At 71.7% G+C, this 22,747-nt stretch carries 24 protein-coding genes and 1 pseudogene; 8 read left to right on the forward strand and 17 right to left on the reverse strand.

The window, feature by feature from the left end; translation table 11 throughout:
• Positions 1 to 495: pseudogene (locus ASH01_RS23090) on the forward strand (HNH endonuclease signature motif containing protein); the annotation flags it as partial.
• A gap of 802 nt (positions 496 to 1,297) precedes the next feature.
• Here ASH01_RS23090 and ASH01_RS17715 read toward each other — a convergent pair.
• Positions 1,298 to 2,173 (reverse strand): CPBP family intramembrane glutamic endopeptidase, encoded by an 876-nt coding sequence (locus ASH01_RS17715; protein WP_056779023.1) that lies wholly within the window; start codon positions 2,171 to 2,173, stop codon positions 1,298 to 1,300.
• A gap of 217 nt (positions 2,174 to 2,390) precedes the next feature.
• Here ASH01_RS17715 and ASH01_RS17720 point away from each other — a divergent pair, with 217 nt between their 5' ends.
• Positions 2,391 to 2,843 (forward strand): GNAT family N-acetyltransferase, encoded by a 453-nt coding sequence (locus ASH01_RS17720; protein ID WP_056779029.1) that lies wholly within the window; start codon positions 2,391 to 2,393, stop codon positions 2,841 to 2,843.
• Between the two features lie 72 nt (positions 2,844 to 2,915).
• The gene (locus ASH01_RS17725) at positions 2,916 to 3,308 is read left to right on the forward strand and encodes a hypothetical protein (protein ID WP_056779034.1); all 393 of its coding nucleotides are present in this window, start codon (positions 2,916 to 2,918) and stop codon (positions 3,306 to 3,308) included.
• A gap of 19 nt (positions 3,309 to 3,327) precedes the next feature.
• On the opposite strand, the gene ASH01_RS17730 is transcribed toward ASH01_RS17725, so the two are convergent.
• Positions 3,328 to 3,651, reverse strand: a complete 324-nt coding sequence (locus tag ASH01_RS17730) for a hypothetical protein (protein ID WP_056779036.1) — start codon at positions 3,649 to 3,651, stop codon at positions 3,328 to 3,330.
• Positions 3,652 to 3,667: 16 nt separating this feature from the next.
• Here ASH01_RS17730 and ASH01_RS23865 point away from each other — a divergent pair, with 16 nt between their 5' ends.
• A complete protein-coding gene (locus tag ASH01_RS23865; RefSeq protein ID WP_268807409.1) occupies positions 3,668 to 3,802 on the forward strand; it encodes a hypothetical protein in 135 nt (44 codons plus the stop codon).
• 3 nt (positions 3,803 to 3,805) lie between these two features.
• Here the strand turns inward: ASH01_RS23865 and ASH01_RS17735 are convergent, their stop codons facing one another.
• The 3 genes from ASH01_RS17735 to ASH01_RS17745 form a co-directional block, all read right to left on the reverse strand.
• Positions 3,806 to 4,114 carry a GNAT family N-acetyltransferase gene (locus ASH01_RS17735; RefSeq protein ID WP_235508528.1) on the reverse strand — a complete coding sequence of 103 codons (309 nt, stop codon included), beginning with the start codon at positions 4,112 to 4,114 and terminating at the stop codon, positions 3,806 to 3,808.
• 178 nt (positions 4,115 to 4,292) lie between these two features.
• Positions 4,293 to 5,135, reverse strand: a complete 843-nt coding sequence (locus ASH01_RS17740; protein WP_056779038.1) for a uracil-DNA glycosylase — start codon at positions 5,133 to 5,135, stop codon at positions 4,293 to 4,295.
• A 37-nt stretch (positions 5,136 to 5,172) separates the two neighbouring features.
• Complete coding sequence (locus ASH01_RS17745) at positions 5,173 to 5,694, reverse strand: COG4315 family predicted lipoprotein (protein ID WP_056779042.1); 522 nt, start codon at positions 5,692 to 5,694, stop codon at positions 5,173 to 5,175.
• Positions 5,695 to 5,841: 147 nt separating this feature from the next.
• On the opposite strand from ASH01_RS17745, the gene ASH01_RS17750 reads away from it, so the two are divergent.
• Entirely contained in the window at positions 5,842 to 6,330 is a 489-nt protein-coding gene (locus ASH01_RS17750; RefSeq protein ID WP_020141884.1) for a sigma-70 family RNA polymerase sigma factor, read from the forward strand.
• Positions 6,327 to 7,019, forward strand: coding sequence for a zf-HC2 domain-containing protein (locus ASH01_RS17755; protein ID WP_056779045.1), 693 nt, complete (start codon positions 6,327 to 6,329; stop codon positions 7,017 to 7,019). The genes ASH01_RS17750 and ASH01_RS17755 overlap by 4 nt, the downstream gene beginning before the upstream one ends.
• Positions 7,020 to 7,239: 220 nt before the next feature.
• On the opposite strand, the gene ASH01_RS17760 is transcribed toward ASH01_RS17755, so the two are convergent.
• Genes ASH01_RS17760 through arfA form a run of 6 tightly spaced genes read right to left on the reverse strand, consistent with a single transcriptional unit; the run spans position 7,240 to position 15,298 of the window.
• Positions 7,240 to 8,274, reverse strand: coding sequence for a glycoside hydrolase family 43 protein (locus ASH01_RS17760; protein WP_056779049.1), 1,035 nt, complete (start codon positions 8,272 to 8,274; stop codon positions 7,240 to 7,242).
• Positions 8,271 to 10,592 (reverse strand): family 43 glycosylhydrolase, encoded by a 2,322-nt coding sequence (locus tag ASH01_RS17765; RefSeq protein WP_082619959.1) that lies wholly within the window; start codon positions 10,590 to 10,592, stop codon positions 8,271 to 8,273. Before ASH01_RS17765 ends, ASH01_RS17760 begins: the two co-directional genes overlap by 4 nt.
• Positions 10,593 to 10,601: 9 nt before the next feature.
• Positions 10,602 to 11,429, reverse strand: a complete 828-nt coding sequence (locus tag ASH01_RS17770; protein WP_056779053.1) for a carbohydrate ABC transporter permease — start codon at positions 11,427 to 11,429, stop codon at positions 10,602 to 10,604.
• Entirely contained in the window at positions 11,426 to 12,397 is a 972-nt protein-coding gene (locus ASH01_RS17775) for a carbohydrate ABC transporter permease (RefSeq protein ID WP_056779056.1), read from the reverse strand. Before ASH01_RS17775 ends, ASH01_RS17770 begins: the two co-directional genes overlap by 4 nt.
• 4 nt (positions 12,398 to 12,401) lie before the next feature.
• Entirely contained in the window at positions 12,402 to 13,766 is a 1,365-nt protein-coding gene (locus ASH01_RS17780) for an ABC transporter substrate-binding protein (RefSeq protein WP_056779059.1), read from the reverse strand.
• A complete protein-coding gene (arfA, locus tag ASH01_RS17785; RefSeq protein WP_056779063.1) occupies positions 13,763 to 15,298 on the reverse strand; it encodes an arabinosylfuranosidase ArfA in 1,536 nt (511 codons plus the stop codon). The genes ASH01_RS17780 and arfA overlap by 4 nt, the downstream gene beginning before the upstream one ends.
• A gap of 244 nt (positions 15,299 to 15,542) precedes the next feature.
• Between arfA and ASH01_RS17790 the strand changes: the two genes are divergently transcribed.
• Positions 15,543 to 16,559: a LacI family DNA-binding transcriptional regulator gene (locus tag ASH01_RS17790; RefSeq protein ID WP_268807410.1), complete on the forward strand. Its 1,017-nt coding sequence runs from the start codon at positions 15,543 to 15,545 to the stop codon at positions 16,557 to 16,559.
• A 10-nt stretch (positions 16,560 to 16,569) separates the two neighbouring features.
• Here the strand turns inward: ASH01_RS17790 and ASH01_RS17795 are convergent, their stop codons facing one another.
• The 4 genes from ASH01_RS17795 to ASH01_RS17805 form a co-directional block, all read right to left on the reverse strand.
• Positions 16,570 to 17,262 carry a hypothetical protein gene (locus ASH01_RS17795; protein WP_056779068.1) on the reverse strand — a complete coding sequence of 231 codons (693 nt, stop codon included), beginning with the start codon at positions 17,260 to 17,262 and terminating at the stop codon, positions 16,570 to 16,572.
• 142 nt (positions 17,263 to 17,404) lie between these two features.
• Complete coding sequence (locus tag ASH01_RS17800) at positions 17,405 to 18,001, reverse strand: DinB family protein (RefSeq protein ID WP_056779693.1); 597 nt, start codon at positions 17,999 to 18,001, stop codon at positions 17,405 to 17,407.
• A 49-nt stretch (positions 18,002 to 18,050) separates the two neighbouring features.
• Positions 18,051 to 18,218, reverse strand: coding sequence for a hypothetical protein (locus tag ASH01_RS23475; RefSeq protein WP_200958960.1), 168 nt, complete (start codon positions 18,216 to 18,218; stop codon positions 18,051 to 18,053).
• Positions 18,219 to 18,228: 10 nt separating this feature from the next.
• The gene (locus tag ASH01_RS17805) at positions 18,229 to 18,912 is read right to left on the reverse strand and encodes an alpha/beta fold hydrolase (RefSeq protein ID WP_056779071.1); all 684 of its coding nucleotides are present in this window, start codon (positions 18,910 to 18,912) and stop codon (positions 18,229 to 18,231) included.
• A 53-nt stretch (positions 18,913 to 18,965) separates the two neighbouring features.
• Between ASH01_RS17805 and ASH01_RS17810 the strand changes: the two genes are divergently transcribed.
• A complete protein-coding gene (locus ASH01_RS17810; RefSeq protein ID WP_020141871.1) occupies positions 18,966 to 19,214 on the forward strand; it encodes a DUF2630 family protein in 249 nt (82 codons plus the stop codon).
• A 16-nt stretch (positions 19,215 to 19,230) separates the two neighbouring features.
• Here ASH01_RS17810 and ASH01_RS17815 read toward each other — a convergent pair whose 3' ends face one another.
• Together ASH01_RS17815 and ASH01_RS17820 are read right to left on the reverse strand one after the other, a co-directional pair.
• Positions 19,231 to 21,057, reverse strand: coding sequence for a glycoside hydrolase family 3 protein (locus ASH01_RS17815; protein WP_056779074.1), 1,827 nt, complete (start codon positions 21,055 to 21,057; stop codon positions 19,231 to 19,233).
• 39 nt (positions 21,058 to 21,096) lie between these two features.
• Positions 21,097 to 22,722 carry a glucoamylase family protein gene (locus tag ASH01_RS17820; protein ID WP_056779077.1) on the reverse strand — a complete coding sequence of 542 codons (1,626 nt, stop codon included), beginning with the start codon at positions 22,720 to 22,722 and terminating at the stop codon, positions 21,097 to 21,099.
• Positions 22,723 to 22,747 lie beyond the last annotated feature (25 nt).

The following is a 22,747-nucleotide window of genomic DNA, read 5'->3' on the forward strand; positions in this document are numbered from 1 at the left end:
GCGGAGTTCGCCCAGCACGCGACGGTGACCCAGCTGCAGCGCACCGTCACCCGCTACGACTTCACCCTCCAACCCGACAGCGTCGACGACCGCGGCCGCGGCCTGCCCGGAGAGACACCGGCCGGTGAGATGCCGGCCGGTGACGAGAGCGGCGGGGAGGACGGCGGCGGTGGGTACCGGAAGCGGGTGCCGGTCGAGCCGGCCCACTTGAGCATGGGCCTCGACGCCGACGGGCGGTTCCGGCTGCGCTACGACGCCCCGGCCGAGGTCGGCGCCCGCGTCGAATCCGCGTTGGCCGAGGCCAAGGACCACCTCTTCCACACCCTCACCCCCGACGGGCAGGAGCCCGACCGGCAGCTGCTCAACGGCGACGTGCTGCACCCGGACCGGTACTGCACCGACGGAGGCCGGCCCCGCGTCACGTGGGCCGACGCCCTGCTCGTGCTCGCCACCCGCTCCCTCGACGCCGCAGGCAGTGACGGGGCAGGTGGTGCTNGACGTGCTGCACCCGGACCGGTACTGCACCGACGGAGGCCGGCCCCGCGTCACGTGGGCCGACGCCCTGCTCGTGCTCGCCACCCGCTCCCTCGACGCCGCAGGCAGTGACGGGGCAGGTGGTGCGGCCCGCCGGGCTCGCTACCGGGTGCAGGTCCACCTCGACACCGACGGTGGCTGGCTCACCGGCCGCCCCCGCCTGCCCCAACACATCACCAACCAGCTGACCTGCGACGGACAGCTCACCCCGGTCTGGGAGACCGACGGACACCCCGTCAACGTCGGCCGCGCCCACCGCGTCGTCCCCCACCGCACCCGGGTCCTGGTCCTGGACCGCGACCGCGGCTGCCGCTTCCCCGGCTGCGCCTCCACCCACCACCTCGAGATCCACCACCTCCGGCACTGGCGCGACGGCGGCCCCACCGACACCAGCAACTTCTTGGCCCTGTGCACCTTCCACCACGACGGACACCACCGCGGCGAGTTCACCCTCACCGGCGACCCCACCCACCCGGACGACCTCACCTTCCACACCGACACCGGCCTGCTCATCGGCCCMCCCCGGAAACCACCCCCACCACCCCCGCCACACCCTCTCAACCTGGCCCCCGACCCCAACCAACCGGACGGGTCAGACGGGCCGGACGAGTCAGACGAGCCGGACCGCCGCAGACCACCAGCCCGACTCGGTCGCCGCTACCCCGCGCCCTCCGGTGGCACCCTGCACCTGAACCTCGTCGACCTCACCCCGACCTGAGGGCGCGGCCGCCTGACGCGAACGGGGCTCAGGCCCACGTCGGCATCAGGCCCGTGTGGCGCCGATCCCCTCGGCGGCCGTCACGTCGGTCCGCTCCACGACGCGTCCTCGGACGAACCACACGAGGATCAGGCCCGCGACGATGATGATGAAGCTGAATGACCCCGCGACGGTCAGCAGGGTGTTCTGGGTCCCGTTCGTGCCCACCTCGTCGATGCCACCCGTCGACAGCAGGACGAAGGGGTCGGTCAGCCCGTGGAGCACGATCGCCGGGATGATCGATCGCGTCACGCGCATCGTGAGGTACATGCAGACACCGAACCCGAACGTGTAGGCCATCGTGACGCCCACGGTCGAGACCGCTTGACCGCTCAGCAGGTTGACCGAGTGGAGCGCCGCGAAGACCAACGAGGAGACGAGCGCCACGACGCGCTCCGAGTGACCCGCATCGCGCAGCATCTTGACCGCGATGCCGCGCGTCAGCACCTCCTCGACGAGTCCGACGAGCAACCCCGTCACGATCGTGAGCACGATGACGGCGATGCCGTACTTCCCGTAGTCCGGGCCGATCACGCGCAGCACGATGGGGATCGTGACGAGGATCGGGCCCAGCCACATCCACCGCGACCCACCGATCGGCTGCGGGCCGAAGATCTCGCGCGTCCAGCCCATCGCCCACAGGAAGACGCCGAGGACGACAGCGCCGACGATGAGCGCGAAGGTGACGTCGACGAAGACGCTGCCGACGGTCGTCAGCAGCTCCTCCTCACTCTGTCGGGCGAAGACCCTCGACGCGAGCAGGCCCGCGCCGAGGTAGATGGCAAGGTAGACGACGACGAGGGGCACGAGCCTCCAGAAGCCGCCCCGGTCGAAGAACGAGCGCAAACGGCCCCTGAGTGCTGTGGCTGAGACGTCGGACATGTGGACCTCAACTCCCCTGTCGTGCGATGAGGCTGACACGTCGGCGGGTCAGCGAGTCACCACGATCATCACCCATCGCTCCGCTCGATGCCATGCGGGTTCGTCACGCCGCGGCGCCTGCCTGCGCCATACTCCCCACGTGACAGGGGACGAACCGACGCGGTGGGTCGACGGTAACCTTCACCGCTACGGAGGACGGCAGAAAGTTCTCCGCGAGATGACCGCGGCAGACGTATCGGCGGTCGTCTCGGTCCAGGAGCCGGGCGCGGTCCTCGGGCTGGCCGACGTCTTCTCGCAGGACGAGCACCCGTTCCCACGGGAGGCGATCGCCGAACGCTGGCTGCGTGAGATCGACCTCCCGGGGACCGACTGCTTCGTGGTCGGGCGCGACGACGCGGTCGCCGGTTTCGCCGCCACCCGTGGTGACGAGTTACTGCACTTCGGCATCGCCGTCGAGCACTGGGGCACGGGCCTGGCCACGCTCGCGCACGACGACGTCCTCGACCACCTGCGTGGCGGCAGGGTCACGCAGGCCCGGCTCCGCGTCTTCACCGGCAACGGCCGAGGACGCCGCTTCTACGAGAAGCACGGCTGGCGGCCGACCGGCGAGCGCAGCAGGAGCTCGTTCGCGCCCTGCCCCGAGCTCCTCGGCTACGCGCGTCACCTCTGAGAGCGCCCGACCGCCCAGGTCGAGTACGCATACGGACGCGGTCCACGACAGGGAGCCGCGAGGATGGCGCCCATGGGCGCGGCAGAGTCGGCGGAGGGCCGGTGGGGACTCAGCCTGCCGTGGTGGTCACTGGCCATCGGCGTCCTGACGACGGCGTTCCTGGTCGGTCTGGCCTTCGCGCTGCTCGTCATGCACGCCCTGACCTTCGGCTTCACCTCCGTCGCGGGGCTCGGTTCGGTCGACGAGCCGGACGTCGACCGCTACGAGCTGGCACTGGCGGTCGGCATCGGCACCAACGTCTTCGGCGCGCTGGGCCTGTCGCGACTGGCCCTCCGGACGCGGGCCGCCGCGTGGCCCCGGGTGCTGACGGCTCTGCTGATCGCCGTGGTCACCGGTGCGCTGGCCACAGCCGGGATGCTCGCAGTCCTGGGGATCGACCCCCTGCTGCTCGTCGACGGCCTCTGACATCGACGCGCCGACGGCGTCAGCCCTGGGGGTCGACGTCCACGGGGCGGTCAGCCGTCCTGCCCTCGTCGCGGCCGGCGGCGCGCCGGTCACGACGGCCGCGGACGACGGCGATGACGAGGCAGGCCACCATGCCGAGGAGGAAGAGAGGCAGGGCCGCCAGGTAGCCGAGGAAGAGGACGGCGTCCGAGGGAGCCGGGGCGCAGCCGAAGCCGAGACCCGTGCACTGCCCCGAGGCGTTGTAGTCCGGGAGCGTCAGGTGCAGCACGAGCACGAGGACGGCCGGGACGATCCAGAGCAGGCCGAGGGCGACGATGTACGGGCGAACGCTGCGTGGCTCCACACCCCCACCCTCGCCCATGACCGCCGGCCGCGCATCGTCGCCCCTCCTCAGCGCCGCCGACTCCCACATCGCGTCGACGACGCCGAACGTCCGCATCCGCTCCTACGGTGACGGCATGGCCACTCACTGGACCCTCGGCTGCGTCGCCTGACGGTCACAGCTCCTTGCGGAAGTGCACGTCGGCCGCGTCCGCCGTGGGTACGCCCTCCCAGCGGAAGATCTCGCGATAACCCTGCTTCTCGTAGAAGCCGGGAGCCTGGAACGTGAACGACGTGACGAAGACGTGGCTGCAGCCACGCGACCGCGCCTCGGACTCGAAGTCGGCGAGCAGTCGCTCCCCCAGCCCGGTCCCGCGCACGTCCTCACGCACCCAGGTCATGCCGATGCCGGCCGCGACACCCCAGGTCCAGCCGCTGACGCCGGCCGCCAGCTCCCCCGACGCGTGTTCGAGCTCCGCACCCACGACCCGGTCGCGGGCACGTGGCCCTCGATGGTCGAGGGCAGCGACACCGGGTGTTGCCGTCGATGACGGAGTAGTCGCCGGTGCGGGGCCGACGCCGCCCCCCGTGCTGCCGGACCAGCCGATGATGCGTCCCTGATGTCCCCCGACGGGCACGTCGAGCACGACGACGGCGCGCCAGTCAGAGGCGCGCGATGACCTCGTCGAGCATCGTCTCGGTGAGCTTGCCCGTGAAGGTGTTCTGCTGGCTCACGTGGTAGCTGCCGACGAGTCGCACCCGCCGCCCGGTGTCGGTCGCCAGGACGGCCTCGGCACCGTGGCCGAATCTCGGCTTGGGTCTCGGCACGTCCCACCCCCGGCGGCGGGCCGCCCCGAGCGCCGCGTCCCAGGCGATGGACCCGAGGGCGAGCATCGAGCGCAGCCGCGGCTCGGAGAGCTCGAGGTCCCGGTCGAGCCACGCCGCGCACGTCGCCTTCTCCTCGCTCGTGGGCTTGTTGGCGGGCGGGGCGCACCGGACGGCGGCGACGATGCGCAGGCCCGTCAGCAGGAGCCCGTCGCCCGAGGCCACCGACGTGGGCTGGCTCGCGTACCCACCTCGGTGGAGGGCGGCATACAACCAGTCGCCGGAGCGGTCGCCGGTGAACATCCGACCGGTCCGGTTGGTGCCGTTGGCCGCCGGGGCCAGGCCGACGACGAGCACCTCCGCGTCCGGGTCCCCGAAGGAGGGCCCGGGGCGCCCCCAGTACGGCTGGTCGGCGAACGCCGCGCGACGTCCCTCCGTCGCCACCGACTCCCGCCACGCGACGAGCCGCGGGCACGCGCGGCACACGCTGATGCGGGCATCGAGCTCGCGTATGCCGTCCGCACCCGTGGCTAGTCGGCGCACCTGCGCAGGGGTGGCCGCGACCGGTGTCTCGGACGTGGCCGGGTCACCCGGCCAGCCCGAGCCCGCCGGCACCGGCGACAGGAAGAGGCCGCCGGTGACGGGGTGCTGGGCCGGGTTCGGCAGGTCGGCGGGGCACATGGCCCCACGCTAGGCCGACCCGGCCCGCCCGTAGGTTCTAGGACTTGGTCTTGATCGGTGTCCCGGCGGCGTCGAGCACCCACCACACGTCCTTGACCGCCTGCCCCGTCACGTCACCGGGCTTCGTGTCCTTGGCCCAGTAGTACAGCGGCCACCCACCCAGGGTGAGCTGCTTCTTGCCGTCCGGCGTGTCGATCGCCGCGACCGTGCCGGTGACCCCGGACGCCGTGGGCGCGGCCGCTCCCATGAGGGCCGGTGGCCAGGCCGCGAGGCACTGACCCGTGCAGGCGCTCGTGGCGCCACCCTTCGTGTCCTTGTCGAACATGTAGAGCGTCATGCCCTTGCCGTCCGTCACGATCGTCCCGAGGGACGAGCTCGCCGTCTTGAGCTCGGCGACCTCGGCGCCGCCACCTCCGGCCGGAGTTCCGGCGGACGTGGAGGCGGACGGTGACGGGGCTGCCGGGCTGGCAGGTTCGGGAGTCGACGACCCACAGGCCGTCGTGAGCACCAGGACCGCGGCGGCGAGCGCCGTCGTGCTGATGGATCGGGTTCGCATCATGATGACCTCCTCGATCTCGACGCCCGGGTGGCGTCCATGTCGGATACGTCTCCCGGCGTGAGACGGTTCAGGGGTCGACAGAGTGAACCTGACGCGCCGCGCAGGCGTCTCTGGACCGTGGAGCACCAGTGAGGAGGTGGCTGCGGGATGCCGCTGGACGACGAGGCGGTCGCTGAGATCTACCGCGAGCACGGGCCGATGCTGCGACGCGTCGTCTGGCGCGCGACGAGCGACGCCAACCGGGTCGAGGACATCGTCCAGGAGGTCATCCTGCGCGTGTGGAAGCAGGCGCCCGAGGCCGACAACCTGCGCGCCTACCTCATCACGACCGCCCGCCACCTCATCGTCGACCAGCACCGTGCCGCCGGCCGGCGCCCCCAGCAGGCGCAGCTCGTCGACGTGGCCGAGGCGGACTCCGCCCTCGACCGCGCCCTCGACCAGGTGCTCGTCGAGGAAGCCCTCGGCCGCCTCCAGACCAACCACCGAGAGATCGTGCGCTACCTCTACTTCGAACGCCTGACCGTCGCCGAGACCTCCACCCGCGTGGGGGTGCCCGAGGGCACCGTGAAGTCGCGGGCCTACTACGCCGTGCGCAACCTGCGCGTCATCCTCGACGAGATGGGAGTGACGAGATGACCACCGGATCGGACGACCTGCACGTGCTGCTCGGCGCGTACGTGCTCGGTGGCCTGTCCGACGACGACCACCGTGCCTTCAGCGAGCACCTGCGCTCGTGCCGGCAGTGCCAGACCGAGCTCGGCCAGGTCTCCGGGATGCCGCGTCTGCTCGACCTCGCCGGCCCCGAAGGCGGTCCGCACCTCAGCGACACCCCCGTCGCCGTGCCCGCTCCCCTCCTGACCGACCACGACGACGAGCATCTCGTCACCCTGCTCGGTGAGGTCGGCCGACGCCGCCGCCGGCGTCGGGCGTGGATGTCCGTCGTGGCCGCCGCGGCCGCGGTCGTGCTCTTCGCCGCCGGCGCCTGGCTCGGTCCACAGCTGCTGACACCCACCACGCCGACACTGCCGACGACGCACGTCGCTGCGGCCGCCGTCGCGGGCAGCCAGGTCCGGATCGACATCGCCCTCGTGACGCGCGGCTGGGGGACCCAGCTCGACGTCAACTGCGAGGACATGCCGACCAACGGTGAGCTCGCCCTCTGGGTCATCGACCGGAGCGGCAAGGCGACGACCGCCGCGTCGTGGCGTGCGACCCCCGCCGGCTACTCCCGCGTCACCGGCGCGACGGCCTTGCGACCCAACGAGATCCAGGCGCTCGAGGTGCGCACCGGCACCGGCAAGGTGCTCGCCAAGGCCCGCACGTGAGCCGGCCGACCTGACGGCCCGGGCACGCCCGAAGAGCACGCCTGAGGGCCCGGCTCGCGACTGATCAGGTCTGCGATCCCGGGCCCTGATGGCGGTTAACGTACCTCAACGGGCCAGCCGCCCAAGCGATTCGGGGTGTGGTGCGGGGCAGCCCCCCTGCCCCGCACCGTTTCCCCTGACACTCAGAGCCTCTTCAGAGGTGGTTGATACACCGCAGACCTCACAAGCCGGACGGCAGCCGCGTCGCCGGCGGCGTGACCGAGACCTTCTTCCCGGCGACGGTGACCTCACTGAGCCACACCGTCCGGCCGGGCACCTCCGAGCCGATCGAGTCGGGCGCCCACGCGTGGTAGACCATGAGCACGCGCCCGTCCTTCTCGAGGAGCGCGCAGTGGCCCGGGCCCGCCGCGACGTCGCTGCTCGTCAGCACCGGATCGGGGTCCTTCGTGAAGGGCCCGGTCGGGGACGCCGCCGTGGCGTGCCCGACGGCGTACCGGTCGCTGCCGTAGTCGTTGGCGGAGTAGAAGAGGTGGAAGACGCCGTCCCGCTCCCACACGAAGGGCGCCTCGACGAGCTGGCCCTCCCATGGGAGGTCCTGTCGGATCAGGCGTCTCGGCTCGCCCTCGAGTCGCAGTCCGTCGGCCGACAGTCGCTGGACGGAGATCCACGTGTCCCTGCCGACGGCGTTGCCGTCGTTCTTCCAGTAGAGGTATGCCGTGCCGTCCGACGCGACGAAGGGTGACGCGTCGATGGAGCCGCCCTGGTCCTGCTCGCAGACGAGGGGCTTGCCGCTCGTGTCGCGGTACGGGCCCTTGGGGTCGTCGGCGACGGCGAGACCGATGCACTGGATGGCGGGGTCCGGCGCCATCGTCGTGTAGTACATGACCCACCGGTCGCCGAAGCGGTGCGCCTCGGGCGCCCAGACCTTGCCGGGTGTCGTCCACGACGCGAGCTCGGGCAGGGCGTCACTGCCCTGGGTCCACGTGGCGAGGTCGTCGCTGACGAGCGTCTGGACGTTCATCCCGTTGCCGTTGGTGGCGATGGCCACCCAGCCGTCGCCGTCCGGGAGGATCTGCGGGTCGGGGAAGTTGCTCGGCCAGACCGGATTGGTCGCGGCCGGTGCTGCCTGCGTGGCGGGGGTGGTCACGGTGCCTCCGGGATTGGTGGACAGGCTGGTCGGGGCCCCGCCCCCGCACCCGACGAGGAGCACGGCTGCGAGGGCGACGGTGGTGGTGCGGATGAGGGTGCGCCTCATCCGGCGCCCGGGTCGGCCGGCCAGCTCGACGCGTAGAACCGCAGGTGGTCGACCTCGGCGGTGACCGCCGGGCTCGCCCCGCCGTGCGCGACGAGCCCGATGCGCGGGTGGGTGTCGGTGCGGAACGTCCACGTCGCTCCCCACGTCCAGTGCACGCCGTCGCGGCTCGTGCCGGCCCGGTAGAGGTGCTCGCCGGCGGCGTTGCGGTGGTGGGCGAGCCGCAGCCACAGCGTCGTCGCCGACGTGCCGATGACGGCACCGCCGTAGCTCGTCGGCCCGTCGGGAGCGGCCGGGTCGGCGGCGGTCTCCCGCCCGAACTCGGTCTGCCGGGTGTTCCAGATCGCGACGTTGGAGAGGCGCGCGAAGTCGTCGTCGTCCTCGTAGGCGACGAGACCGACCTGCTGGTAGTTGCGCACGGTGTCGACGCCGAGGTCGAGCGTCGTCCTCGCCTCGGCGATCCAGTCGCCGTCGCCCGGGGTGTCGTGGAGCAGGACACTCGCGGTGTTGCCGCCGCCGACGAGGTCGGCGCCCTCGACCGGCCAGCGCAGGCTGCCGCCGGAGACGGTGACGGCCGGGTTGCGCCGCACCCACGTGAAGCCGGCGAGGCTCGGGTCGTCGAACTCCTCGGACTCGAGCAGGGCCCCGGCCACGGGCACGGGCGCAAGGCCGGTTGCGTCCGTGGCTGCCGGGTTGACCACGACGTTGTCGACGACCGCGTTGCTGCTGCTGAGGCGTACGGGGGCGGCAGCGGGCCTGGTGTCGCCGGACACCTGCACCCGGGCCACGACGTCGGCGAGGTCGCTCTCGGTCACCTCGGCGGTGAGCCCGTCGGCCGTCGCCTCGACGGTGAGCGTGCGCCACGCCCCGGTCGGGAGCGGGGGCAGCGCCGTCGTCGACGAGCGCACGGTGCCGTCCCGCTCGACCTGGGCCGTGAGCCGGGCGCCCTTGGGGTCGAGCGTGACCTTGACGGCGGGGTCGCGACCGAGCAGGACCCGCAGCGGCTCGGTGCCGCGGTGGTCGAGGCGCACGTGGACCGGGCCGGTCGGGGCCGAGGCGGTCGTCGAGGCGGTGCCGTGGACGAGGGCCGTCCGCCCGGCCACGGGATCCGTCGGCCCCCCGCCCAGACCCCTGAAGCCGCTCGCGGACGGGTCGGTCGGTGTGACCCCGAGCCCGGAGGCCAGCGACGGCGCCGGCTGGGGCGTGTCCGAGGGTCCGGCGCCCGCACGGGTGCGCGGCCAGCCGTCGACCCAGTCGAGGCGGTCGAGGAGCATCGGTCGACGGTTGATGCCGAAGGTCGTCGTCAGCCAAGGGTTCGTCCGGTCGATGGCGTGGTAGGCGATGAAGTCGCGCCCCTCGGCATCCGTGACGACGGCGTGGTGGCCGGCGCCGACGAAGCGGTTGCCGTTCTGCGTCAGGACCGTCGTGCCGCCGACGCGCGACGTGAGGAGCGAGGTGCCCTCGGCGTCGACGAACGGCCCGAGCGGCGACCGCGAGCGACCGGCGAAGACGGAGTAGCCCGTCGTCGGACCCGCGCAGCAGTTCGCGGCCGAGCCCATGAGGTAGTAGAAGTCGCCGTGGCGCACCACGTAGGAACCCTCGTAGCGGTTGTCGACGGCGACCTGTGTGGCCGGGCCGACCGGGGTCAGGCCGTCGGCCGACATCCTCGTCACCCACAGGCCGCCGAAGTAGCTGCCGTAGTAGAGGTAGCGCTGGCCGTCGACGTCCGTGAAGCCCGCCGGGTCGAACGTCCAGAGGAACCCGCCACCCGACGCCGGCCGGGGTGGGACGGCCGGCGCGGGGGCGGGAGTCCAGGGACCTGCCGGGGTGGGCGCCGTCGCCGCACCGATCGCGGAGTCGTCACCGGGGTTGAGGGTCGTGTCCGTCACGGTGAAGTAGAGGACGTACCGTCCTGCGACATAGCGGATGTCGGGCGCCCACAGGCCCGACGTCGCGGTCGCCCACGAGGGACGGTTGCCCGCGTCGAAGACCGTGCCGAGATACTCCCAGCTCGACCAGTCTCGGGTGCGCGCCACGTGGATCGCGCCCGGTGCGTCACCCGCGCGCAGCGGGTCCGACGTCGCATACGCGTACCACCAGCCGTCGCGTCCGCGGATGACGGACGGGTCGGCGAAGGTGTCCGAGAACGCGTCCGAGACGGCGTTGTCGTAGGTCGATGGGGCGGCAGCGGACGGCATCCGACCGGCCGACGCGGAGGCCGCCGGGACCGCGGCGCTCACACCGACGGCCGTGACGAGTGCTGCGAGACCGGCGGTTCCGCGCCACAGGGCACGGTGGCGCAGGGAGGTCAGGGGACGCATACGGACTCCTCAGCCCTTGACGCCGCTGCTGGCGACGCCCTCGATGACGTAGCGCTGCACGAAGACGTAGAGCGCGAGGACGGGGATCGCGGCGAGCATGGCGCCCGCCATGACCACGGGGTAGTCGATCGTGTACGCGCCCTGGAGGCGACTCAGGCCGGCGGGCAGGGTGAGCCGCTCCGGCGAGAAGAGGACGTAGATCGGCCAGATGAAGTCGTTCCAGTTGGCGAGGTAGCTGAGCACGCCGAGCGTGACGAGCGCCGGCCGCGCGTTGGGCAGCACGATCGACCACCACGTGCGCATCGGCCCAGCGCCGTCGAGCCGGGCGCTCTCCTCGAGCTCCTTGGGCAGGCCCATGAAGAACTGCCGCATGAAGAAGACGCCGAACGCACCCGCCGCTCCGGGCACGACGAGCGCCCAGATCTGGTCGAGCCAGCCGAGCTTGTCGAGGAGCAGGAAGTTCGGCATGAGGAAGATGAACCCCGGCACGAAGAGGGTGAGGATGATGGCGCCGAAGATCGCCTTCTTGAAGCGGAACTCCATGCGAGCCAAGGCGTAGCCGGCGAGGGAGCAGACGACGAGGACGAGCGCGGCGTGCATCGTCGCGGCTGCCATCGAGTTGAGGAACCACCGCAGCACCGGGCTCGCAGCGTCCTGGAAGAAGAGGACGTCGAAGGCGCGCAGGCTCCACTCGGACGGGAAGTACGTCGGCGGCACGGTGCGCGACTCGCTCTGCGACTTGAACGCCGTGAGCAGCACGAGCAGCAGCGGCCCGATGAAGATGACGCTGAGCACGCCCATGCCGAGCCAGAAGAGTGGTCCGTTGCGGCGCTTCACGACTTCTTCTCCCTCAGGGCCCAGACGTTGACGAGGGAGACGAGGGCGAGGAAGACCGCGAGGACGTAGCTCATCGCCGAGGCCTGGCCCATCCGGTACTGCGAGAGGCCGAGGTCGGTGATCTCCATGATCGCCGTGCGAGTCGAGTCGCCCGGTCCGCCCTTGGTGATGAGGTAGCTCTGGCCGAACATGTTGGCGCTGGCGAGCACCGTGGTGACGACGACGAAGACGAGCACGGGCCGCAAGCCGGGGATCGTGATGTAGCGCAGCTTCTGCCACGCCGTCGCCCCGTCGATCTCGGCCGCCTCGTAGTGCTCGGCCGGGATGTCGGCGAGGCCTGCGAGGTAGATGACGGCGTTGAAGCCGATGGTCCACCAGACGGTGACGGCCGCGAGCGAGATCCACGCCCACGGCTGCTCGGTCGTCCACGCCGTGTCGCCCGGCAGGCCGAGCGCGGAGAGCACACCGTTGACCATGCCGAACGACGGGTCGAGCAGGTAGCGCCACATGAGGCCGACGACAGCGACCCCGAGCACGAACGGTGCGAAGAAGACGGCCCGGAAGAACGTGCGTCCGGGGAACCGACGGTTGAGCAGGATCGCGAGCAGCAGCGGCAGCACGACGAGGAACGGCACGCTGATGACGACGAAGATGCCGGTCGCCTTCATGCCGTTCCAGAACGGCTCGAACTGCGGCGACCCGCTGTCGAAGAGGTCGGCGTAGTTCTGGCCCCCCACGAACGGCTTGTTGGGCAGCAGGAAGTCCCAGTCGTGCAAGGAGATCCAGATGCCGAGGAGGCCCGGTACGGCGACGAAGGTGATGAAGAGGAGCAGGAACGGCGACAGGAAGAGGTAGGGCGTCCACCGGGACCCGTGGATGCCGGATGTCGCTCCCCGGGAGCGACGCCCACCCGGCGCAGGCGTCGCTCCCGAGGGCGGTCTCGTGGGCTGTGTCGTGGTCACAGCCATGGCGTCAGCCGCCGTACTTCTTGGCGTTGGCCTCGAGGATCTTCGTCGCGCGGCCGGCTGCGTCGGACAGGACCGTCTTCGGGTCCTGCCCGCCGAGCACCGCGGCGTTGACGGCCTTGTCGAACTCCGGCATGGCGTCGCCGATGCCGGCGACGGCCGGCGTGAAGTGCAGGTCGTCGATCTGGCTGGCGAGCGTCGCCTGCTCGGTCAGGGCCTTGAACTCGGCCGACTCGCGGACGGAGTTGCGGGCCGGCACCTGGCCGCCCTTGGCCCACTCGAGGCTCTTCGTGCTGATCCAGTTGAGGAAGACACGGGCCGCGACCTGCTTGTTCGGGTCGGGCGTGCGCATCGTCGGAAGGACGAACTGGTGGGAGCCGGCCCAAGCGGCCTTGGTGCCACCGATGTCGGGCAGCGGCGCCACGCCCCACTGCAGGCCGGACTTCTCCTTGAGGGTGTTGATCGTCCAGATGCCGTTCCAGTTGAAGGCGGTCTTGCCGTTCTGGAGCGCGACGATGTCGGCGTCCTGGGCGATCTTCCCGGCCGAGTATCCCTTCGTGACGAGGTCCTGGAACCACGTGAGCGCCTTGACGCCGGCGTCGTCGGCCCAGAGCACCTGCTTGCCGTCGTCGGAGAAGAGCGAGCCGCCGAACTGGTAGATGAGCGACTGGATCGACAGGCCGCCGGTGAAGGGGAACGGGCTGGCCCAGTGGCCCTCGATGCCCTTGCCCTTCATCGTCTCGAGGGCCGCCATGTAGTCGTCGGCCGTCATCGGCGGCTTCTCGGGGTCGAGGCCGCCCTGCTCCATGACGCTCTTGTTGTAGAAGAAGCCGAGCGGGTGCACGTCGAGCGGGATCGAGTAGCGCTTGCCGTTGTAGACGCCGGCCTTCCACGGCACGGGCGCGAAGTCGCTCTCGTCGAGCTTGAGGGCGGTGGCGACGTCGTCGAGCGGCTGGACGACGTTGCGTGCGGCGTTCGTCGCGACCGAGTCGACGTGCATGATGCCGATGTCGGGGCCCTTGCCGGCCGCGACGGCGGCCGGGAGCTTGGCGTAGTAGTCGGCCCACTGCATCGTGTTCATGCTGACGGCGATGTTGGCGTGCTCCGTGTTGAACTGGTCGACGAGGCGCTTCATGTACGGGCCGTCGCCACCGGTGAAGCCGTTCCAGAACTGGAGGGCCACCTTCGGGCCGCTGTAGCCGGTCGCTCCCCCGCCGGCCGACACGGCAGGAGCCTGGCCGGGGACGCCGCTCGAGCCGGAGCCGCATGCGGCGAGGCCGGCCACGCCAGCGATCCCGAGCGCTCCCGACAGGATCGAGCGCCGCGAGAGCGGGGTGAGGGGTGACTGGGGGCGGGGCGTGGTGTTCGTCATTGAACGGTCCCTTCGGAGAGTCGGATGCAGTGCCAGGAGATGGGCGGCAGGGTTGCCGTGAGGGTGGTGCCGTCGGTGCCGTCGACCGCCGCCTCCCCCGGGCGCGGGGTCACCCGGTCGGGGTGGTCCTCGGTGTTCGTCGCCGAGGGGTCGTCGTCGTGCACCTGGAGGTGCTCGACGAGGGCGTATGCCGTGGGGTGGCCCCCCACGGCGGCCGCGACGTCGAGCGTCAGCTCGGCCGTCTCGGTGCGGCTGCGGTTGACGACGAAGACGGTGAGGTCTCCGGTGTCGGGGTCGTGGGTCGCGGTGACGACGAGCGCGTCGACGGGACCGAAGGCCTGGGTCGGGGTCGCGTCGCAGCGGACGGCGGGGCGCAGCACGGTGCCCCGGGCATACCTCGCCGTGAGCGCGAAGGGGTGGAAGATCGTCTGCTTCCACGCGGCGCCGCCGGGGCGGGTGGCGATGGGAGCGATGACGTTGACGAGCTGCGCCTGGCACGCCATCGAGACGCGGTCGGTGTGCTGCAGGAGGGTGATGAGCAGGCTGCCGACGACGACGGCGTCGGTGACGTCGTAGACATCCTCGATGAGCTCGGGTGCCTCGCGGATCTCGAGGGAGCTCTCGCCGTGGAAGCGCTCCTGGAACCACACGTTCCACTCGTCGAAGGAGACCATGATCCGCTTGTCGGAGCCCTTGACGGCGGCGACGTGGTCAGCTGTCGCCACGACCGACTCGATGAAGCGGTGCATGTCCTCGCCGCTCGCGAGGAAGGAGTCGACGTCGCCGTCGACGGGCTCGTAGTAGGCGTGCGCCGAGACGTGGTCGACGAGGTCGAAGCAGCGCTCGAGGACGACGCGCTCCCACGTGCCGAAGGTCGGCATGCCGCGGTTGGACGAACCGCAGGCGACGAGCTCGAGGCCGGGGTCGACGCGGCGCATGGCGCGCGCGGTCTCCTCGGCGACCCGCGCGTACTCCTCGGCGGTCTTGTGGCCCATCTGCCACGGGCCGTCCATCTCGTTGCCGAGGCACCAGACGCGCACGTCGTGCGGCTCGGGGTGGCCGTTCTTCGCTCGCTGGTCAGGCCACGAGGTGCCGGTCTCGGCGTTGCAGTAGAGGAGCAGGTCGATGGCCTCCTGCACACCACGCGTGCCGAGGTTGACGGCCATCATCGGCTCGACGCCGACGCCGCGGGCCCAGTCGACGAAGTCGTCGGTGCCGACCTGGTTCGTCTCGACGGAGCGCCAGGCGAGGTCGAGCTGCGTGGGACGGTCGGCCTTGGGCCCGACGCCGTCCTCCCACCGGTAGTTCGAGACGAAGTTGCCGCCGGGGTAGCGCACGACGGTGACTCCGAGCTCGCGGACGAGCTGCGCGACGTCGGTGCGGAAGCCCAGCTCGTCGGCGTCGGGGTGGTCCGGCTCGTAGATGCCGGTGTAGACGCACCGGCCCATGTGCTCGACGAAGGACCCGAAGGTCCTCGGCCGCACGGGCCCCACCGTGAAGGCGGGGTCCAGCCGCACCGTCGCTCGTCCCATGCGGTCCTCCTTGACCGTCGGCGTCGGGTCGCACCGTGATGTACAACGGTTACCCATTTGCATCTGGGCTGAAAATTACAACGGTTACCGAAAAGTGTCCAGAGGTGTCCCGAGGTCATCACGCAGCGCGTCCCCGGGCGCTAGCCTGTTCCTCGACGGGGGCACACGGGTGCACTCAGGGGCAGTCAGGAGCCGACAGGGCTCCGCACGGACGGAGGCACGGTTGGCGGCGCGGCTGCGGGACGTGGCGGAGCGTGCGGGAGTGTCGGTCAAGACCGCCTCCAACGTGCTCAACCACCACCCCCACGTGAAGGCCAGCACGCGCGAGCGCGTCGAGGCCGCCATGGCCGAGCTGCACTACCGCCCCAACCTGTCGGCGCGCAGCCTCAAGCACGGCCGCGCCGGGTTCCTCGCCCTCGCCGTGCCGGCGATGGACTCGCCCTACTTCGCCGAGCTCGCGGCGCGCATCACCGAGGAGGCGGCCGCCCTCGGCTTCATCGTCCTGCTCGACGTGACGGGAGGCGACGCCGACGCCGAGCGCGTCGTCCTCGAAGGCATGCGCTCGCACGTCATCGACGGCGTCATCTTCTCGCCGCTCGCCCTCTCCCCCGACGAGATCAGCCGGCGCGCTGACATCCTGCCCATGGTGCTGCTCGGCGAACGGCCCGTCCCCACGGGCTTCGACCACATCGCGGTCGACTCCGTCGCTGCCGCGAGAGCTGCCACGGAACACCTTGTGGCGCAAGGACGCCGGCGCGTCGCAGCCGTCGGGCGCGAGACGATGAGGGGCACCGCCTCCGCTCGTCTGCGCGGCTACCGCCAGGCGCTCAAGGGCGCCGGCCTCCCCTACGACCCCGACCTCGTCATCGGCGTGCCCCACTTCGAGCGCGCCGACGGCCACGCCGCGATGCAACGGCTGCTCGCGCTGCCCGAGCCTCCCGACGCCGTCTTCTGCTTCAACGACCTCATGGCCATCGGCGCCCTGCGCGCCTGCGTCGAGGCCGGCGTGGACGTGCCGGGCGAGGTCGCCATCGTCGGGTTCGACGACATCGCCGAGACCCGCTACTCCAACCCGACGGTCACGACGATCTCGCCCGACCTCACCGGCCTGGCGCGAGCCGCGCTCGAGCTGCTGTCACGCCGCATCGACGGCGAGCGCGGTGACGCCGAGGAGGTCGAGGTGGCGTGGACGCTCGAGGCGCGCGAGACGACGCTCGGGGTCCCGGCCCGTCGGCACCGCCCGGCGGCGACCCAGGGCTGAGCCGGAGCGCTCAGTCGGCCGAGCTCGCCGTCGCCGCAGCCGGGTCGGCCAGGGCGGCCGCGGGAGCGGCCGACGGAGGCTGGACCGGGAGCGTGACGCGGTAGGTCCGCGTGACGCTCGTGCCGACGCAGGGCGGCGTGGAGGCCCTTGCGGCCGTGCCCGCCTTGCCCGTGGCGCCCGCGGTGCTCGCGGTGCCCGCACCGCTCGTCGTCGTGTAGCTCGCCGTGACGTCGGCCGTGACCACCTTCGCGGCAGAGAAGGCCGGCACGAGGAAGCGCACGGCGGTGTAGTCGTGGACGGATGCCGCGAGACGGTCCTGACGGTAGAAGGAGGAGTAGCCGCCGGTGTTGACCGGGTAGCCGACGTCGGCACCGTCCGCCGTCACCGTCACGGCCACCGAGCAGACGGGGGCGTCCGTCGTCCACGGGATCCGCACCCACGACTGCCGTCCGGCCACGACGGCGCCGAGCGCCCGGGTGACGGGCCGCAGGCCCGTGGAGACGCTGGCGTCCACGAGGTCGCTCTCCGCCGCTAGAGGCGTGACCGGCGCGGCCGGTGCGCTGCTCACGGCCGCCGCTGCGCGTGGCGCCGGCGTGGGCGCCGGTTCCATCGACTGGGCCCCGAGGACGACGGCGCCGGCTCCCACCGCGACCAGGACGGCACGACCGAGCAGCGTGCGGCGCGCCTGGGCGGGGGCAGACATGGGCGGTCCTCCGGGGACGGTCGGTCACGTGACGGCGCCGGGACCGGCGCCGCTGCCCCAGTGTGTCGAGGTCGCCGCAAGGGCAGCCGCGATAAGCAGCAGGAATCCCGCAAGGTCGGCGCAAGAGCAGCCCGGACCGGCGTCAGTCCCTAGGAGCTGAGGCGCCGGATCCCGCTGCGCGAGCGGCCTGCTCGACGCGCTCGCGGTGGGCCGCCCATTCGGCCGCGTCGTCGCTCGTCGACACCGGGTCGTCGCCGACGACGCCGTCGACCTGCTCCCGGAGGATGTCGGCGTGGCCGACGTGACGGTTGGTCTCGGTGAGGACGTGCACCATGAGGTTGAAGAGCATGACGTCCGGCCGCGGCCACCACGGCACGTGGCCGGCCGCGTCGATCGGCAGCGCCTCGATCGTCGCGTCGGCGTGGGCGCAGGCGCGGCGGTAGCGCTCGACGACCTCGGCCCGCGACTCGTCCACCCTGACCCACAGCTGGTCCCGGCTCACGAAGCCCGGGTCGTCGAACTGCGGCAGCGGCTCGGGAAAGGGCCGGCCCACGATGCCGCCGAGGTAGCGCGCCTCGGACAGCGTGAGGTGCTTGACGAGGCCGAGCAGGTTCGTGCCGGTCGTCGTCAGGGGTCGGCGTGCGTCGTACTCCGAGACCCCGTCCAGCTTCTGCAGCAGGGACGCCCGGACCCATCGCAGGTTGTCGTGGAGGTACGCCTTGGCGAAGTCGTCGATCACGGGCCCAGCCTCGCACGCGGGCACCTCGCTCACCCGTCGTGCGGCGCGGTCACACGGACCGGAAGAACCGCAGGTAGAAGGCCCCGAACACGAGGACGATGCCCACGTTGACCATGAGCCGCGCCCACACGTGGTCCCGGAAGAAGAGGACGTCGACGGCCACGACGACGGCCACCATCACGAGCGCGTAGAGCACGCCGAGCACGGGCCGTCCCATACCCCCAGTCCTACTCCCGATGTCCGCCGGAAGCCATGAGGTATGCCGTCAGCTCGGCCGGGTGCGAGAGCGCGGCCAGGTGCCCGCCGGCCACGAGGTCGATGTCGAGTCCCAGCCGGTCGCGCGCCACGCGACGCTGGAGGTCGACGGGGAAGAAGCGGTCGCCGGCGCCGGCGACGACGCGGGTCGGCACGTCGGGCCAGGCGTCGATGGCACACGGCGTCTCGAAGGCACGCTCGGCCTCGGGACGCTGGTGCTCCTCGCCCCTCGCCGCGACCGCCGGGTCGACGTCGTGGAAGAAGTACGTGTCGAGGTCGAACTCCTCGCTCCACCCGCCGGCGCGGGCCGCCGCGACCCGGGCCTCCTCGCACCGCACGGCGTCCCACCACGCCCCGGCGGTCTCGCCCGGCAGCGGGACCATGGCGTTGAGCAGGACGATGCCGGCCACGGGCCGCCGCGCGGCCACCATCGGCACGGTGAAGCCGCCCATCGACTGCCCGACGACCACGACGTCGTCACGGCCCTCGACCGCCGCGATCACGAGGGCGGCATACTCCGGCAGCCCGGCGTCCGGGTCGTCGGCGGGCAGCTCGACGGCGACGGCCTCGTGGCCGGCGTCCTCGAGGAGCGGCACGACCCGGTGCCAGTACCAGGCGGCGCCACCGGCGCCGGGGACGAGCGCGAATGTGGTCACTGTCCACATGCTAGCCCTCGACGGCGCCCGTGGGGCCGTGCGATCGTGGCCCCATGGCTGACGACCCCTCGATCCAGGACCGCATCGGCTCACTCATCGACGAGGAGCACCGGCTGCGCTCCGCCCTGCAGGCCGGCGACATCACCGTCGACGAGGAGCACGCCCGACTGCGCAGCGTCGAGGTCGAGCTCGACCAGTGCTGGGACCTGCTGCGCCAGCGACGGGCGCGGCGCGAGTTCGGCCAGGACCCCGACGGCGCCGAGGTGCGCTCCGAACGCACCGTCGAGGGCTACACCGGCTGACCGCCCCGAACACGCCTCAGATCGTGAGGCCGTGGCCGAAGGGGAAGAGCGCGTCGTCGTAGCCCGGCACGTCCTCGCCGTGCGCCCGCACCTGGTCCATCGACCGCGGGAGGTCGAAGGGCAGCCGCCCCTCGGGCGCGATGGTGCCGGTGACGGCGTCGAGCAGGGCGTCGTCGCTGCTGCCGTAGCTGCCGACGACGGCCGACGCGAAGCGCAGCAGCGGGGTGACGACGGCCGGCCGGTCGAGCACGACGTCGACGACGAGCGGGCAGACCGCGGCGATCCGCTCGAGCCGGGCGACGAGGCCGGGCGGGAAGTCGAGCGAGCCCTGGTGGAACCACGACTCGAGGAAGAGGTCCGACCGCGGGTCGAACGGGGCGTTGAGCCGCACGACGGCGACGTCGGCGTCCTCGGGCCGGTCGACGAGCTTGCCGTGCCGGACGACCGCCTCGGGTGAGACGCGCTCGGCGTAGATGCGCAGGCCCTGCTCGAGCGGGAGCCGATCGTCCTCGTTGTGCAGCACGGTCACCGAACGGGCCTGGGCGGCATACCCCTCCTCGCGGAAGTCTCCCCGACCCACGGTCGTGGCGGCAGCGTCCTCGTCGACGTAGGGGTCGTCGAACAGCCCCAGACGGAACTTCACGGCGAGGATGCGGCGCGCCGACTCGTCGACCCGGGCCTCGGTGACCCGACCCTGGGCGACGAGGTCGAGGAGGATGTCGACGCACTCCTCGCCGCCGAACTGGTCGGCACCGGCCTCGAGGATCAGCTCCATGCGGCCGTGCGGGTCGAGGTGCTCGACGCCCCACGCGCGCGCCGGGAGCACCTGGTCACCGACGTGGTTGTCGTTGACGAGCTCCCAGTCCGTGACGACGACGCCGTCGTAGCCGAGCTTCTCGCGGAGCAGGCCGGTGACGACCTGCCTGTTGTAGCCGAAGCCGATCGGCTCGATCTCGACGCCGTCGACGACGAGGTCGACCGGCATCCCGTAGTACGGCATGATCCCCGCGGTGCCGGCCTCGATGATCGGCGGGAACGGCTTGAGGTGGTCGGCGAATCGCCCACCGGGATAGACCTGCTCGCGGCCGTAGGGGAAGTGCGCGTCCTCGCCGTCCTTCTGCGGACCGCCGCCGGGGAAGTGCTTGCTCGTGCACGCGACACTGCCCGCACCGAGCGAATCTCCTTGGAAACCCTTGAGATACGCCACTCCGAGCTCGGTCACGAGGTCGGGGTCCTGGCCGAAGGTGCCGGCCTGGCGCGCCCAGCGCGGCTCGGTCGCGAGGTCGAGCGTCGGGTGCAGGGCGGCCCGGATGCCGACGGCGGCATACTCCTGGCGGGCGATGTCGGCGAAGCGCCGCACCGCGTCCGCGTCGCGCAGCGCCGCGAGCCCCAGCGGCTCGGGCCACTGCGAGAACGCGCCCGCGGAGAAGGAGACCCCGACGTTCTCGATGAACGCGTGCCGCGGGTCGGTCGACACCGTCACGGGTATGCCGTGTGGCGTGCGCTCGGCGAGCGCCTGCAGCGCGTTGCTCCACCGGGCCGCCATCCGCGGGTCGTCGAGCGCGTGGACGTTGAAGTGGTTGAGGTGCTTGTCGAGCACGACCGTGCTCGTCGGCGACTTGCTGATGGTGCCCGGGTGCTCGAGCACCGTGCCGTCCGAACCGGCCTCGATGACGGTCTGGAACATCAGACCGACCTTCTCCTCGAGGGAGAGCCGGCCGAGCAGGTCCTCGATCCGCTCCTCGACGGTCAGGCGTGGGTCCTCGTAGGGATCCATCCGGCCGTTGCCGTTGAGGTCGCGGTAGGCGACGCCGTCCTCGGAGGTGGAGAGCTCGGGGCGCACGGGTGTGCCTTTCGTCGGTGCGGGAAGTTCATACGCGGGTCAGGCGATCGGGCTCGCGCCGAACTCCTCGACACCGATGACCGGGCGCAGGGCGCGCTCGACGGCCGTGGTGCTGAAGGCGCGACGGAGGACGTCGTTGCCGAGCACGTTGCCCGCGGCGCCCATGACCATGGCCTGGTCGAGCGAGAGGTAGCGGCGGGCGACGGTCCCCGACCGGACGGCCACGGCGTCGAAGAAGCCACCGCGGTCGTAGGAGTGGAAGTCGGCCTTGAGGTTGGCGAGGTTGGTGAACGCCTCGTCCGGCTCGTGCATCATCGCGAGGAACGCCGCGTGCGGCGTGACGACGCCGTCGCCGTAGGTCGGGCTCGGGTTCGTCGCCGCCCGGCAGTCACCGAAGCCGGGGTCGTAGTTCGTGCTCTCCTGGTCGGACATGTAGCCCGTCGGGTTGAGCCCGAGAGCGTCGACGCCGTACTCCCGGTAGCCGCCCTTGGGGTTGCTCGACGGGCTGAAGCCCCAGTAGCCGTAGCCGGCGTCGATGAGCCCGTGCTCCCGCTGCGCCCGGACGTGGAGCGGGTGGTTGCGACCCCACGAACGGGGCGCCCAGGCGGCCTCGTCGACGAAGACGTCGGGCATGAGCTCCTCGAACATCGAGCCGCCCCAGCCGGGCACGATGTGCATGCCGCGGTAGGTGTACGCACCCTCGTAGACGTCGAGGCCGTAGTAGGTGCGGTTCTCGCCGACCGGCTGCATCTCGTGCCACGACCAGTCGCACGTCGCGGGGAAGGTGCGCCACATCGCGAAGTACTGCTTGGCCGGCACCTGGCCGGTGATGATGCCGAGGTAGCTCGTGATGCGGGTCTCCGACACCGTCGTGTCGTAGTGGTGCGTCGTGAGCCAGACGGGGTCGCCGCCGATGTGGGTGCCCTGGTAGGTGCCCCCGGGGCGACCGTCCTCGTAGGGGTAGAAGCCGCCGTGGATGAGGCCACCCGGACGCACCTGGTGCGCGGGGTCGCTGTTGTCGTTGTAGAAGGAGTCCCAGCGCATCCGGCCGAAGATCCTCTTGGCCCACGGAGCGGCCGCGGCGTCGGAGCCGGCGACGACGAGCAGCGCGGCGCCGAGCCAGCCGTTGTCGACGCTCGAGCAGAAGGGGACGACCTTGTCGCCCGAGTCCGGCCACGTGTGCAGCGCCTTGGCGGTCGCCTCGTCGTACCAGTTGTAGTACATGCCGCTCGGCGTGTGGTGCTCCATCCGCTCCACCGTCTTGAGCGTGCGGATGAGGCGGGCCGACGCCTCGCCACGGGTGATGATGCCGAGCTCGCGGGCGACGACGGTCGACCAGAGGTAGCCACCGATGTTGGTCGGCGACGTGTAGCCCGAACGGTCGCCGGCGGCGAGCGACGCGGGGATGTTGTCGGCCGGCAGACCGGTCCTCGGGTCGGTCATCGCGACGAGGCTGCGCCACGTGTCGGCCGCCCACGTGCGCACCGTGGCGCTCTCGAGGGAGCGGACGGCATTCGGGCCCGTCGACCGCAGGAAGGCGGGCGCCTGGCGCGCGCCGGTCGTCGACGCGGACGCCGACGGTGCGAGCGCGAAGGCGGCGACGGAGGCCGCGCCCCCGACGAGCATCGAGCGGCGGCTGGGGGTGTAGAGCTTCTTCTCGGACATGGTGCAGTGCTCCTGTTTCCGGGGT

Origin of the sequence: Terrabacter sp. Soil811 (genome assembly GCF_001429655.1) — a bacterium.
GTDB lineage: Bacteria > Actinomycetota > Actinomycetes > Actinomycetales > Dermatophilaceae > Terrabacter.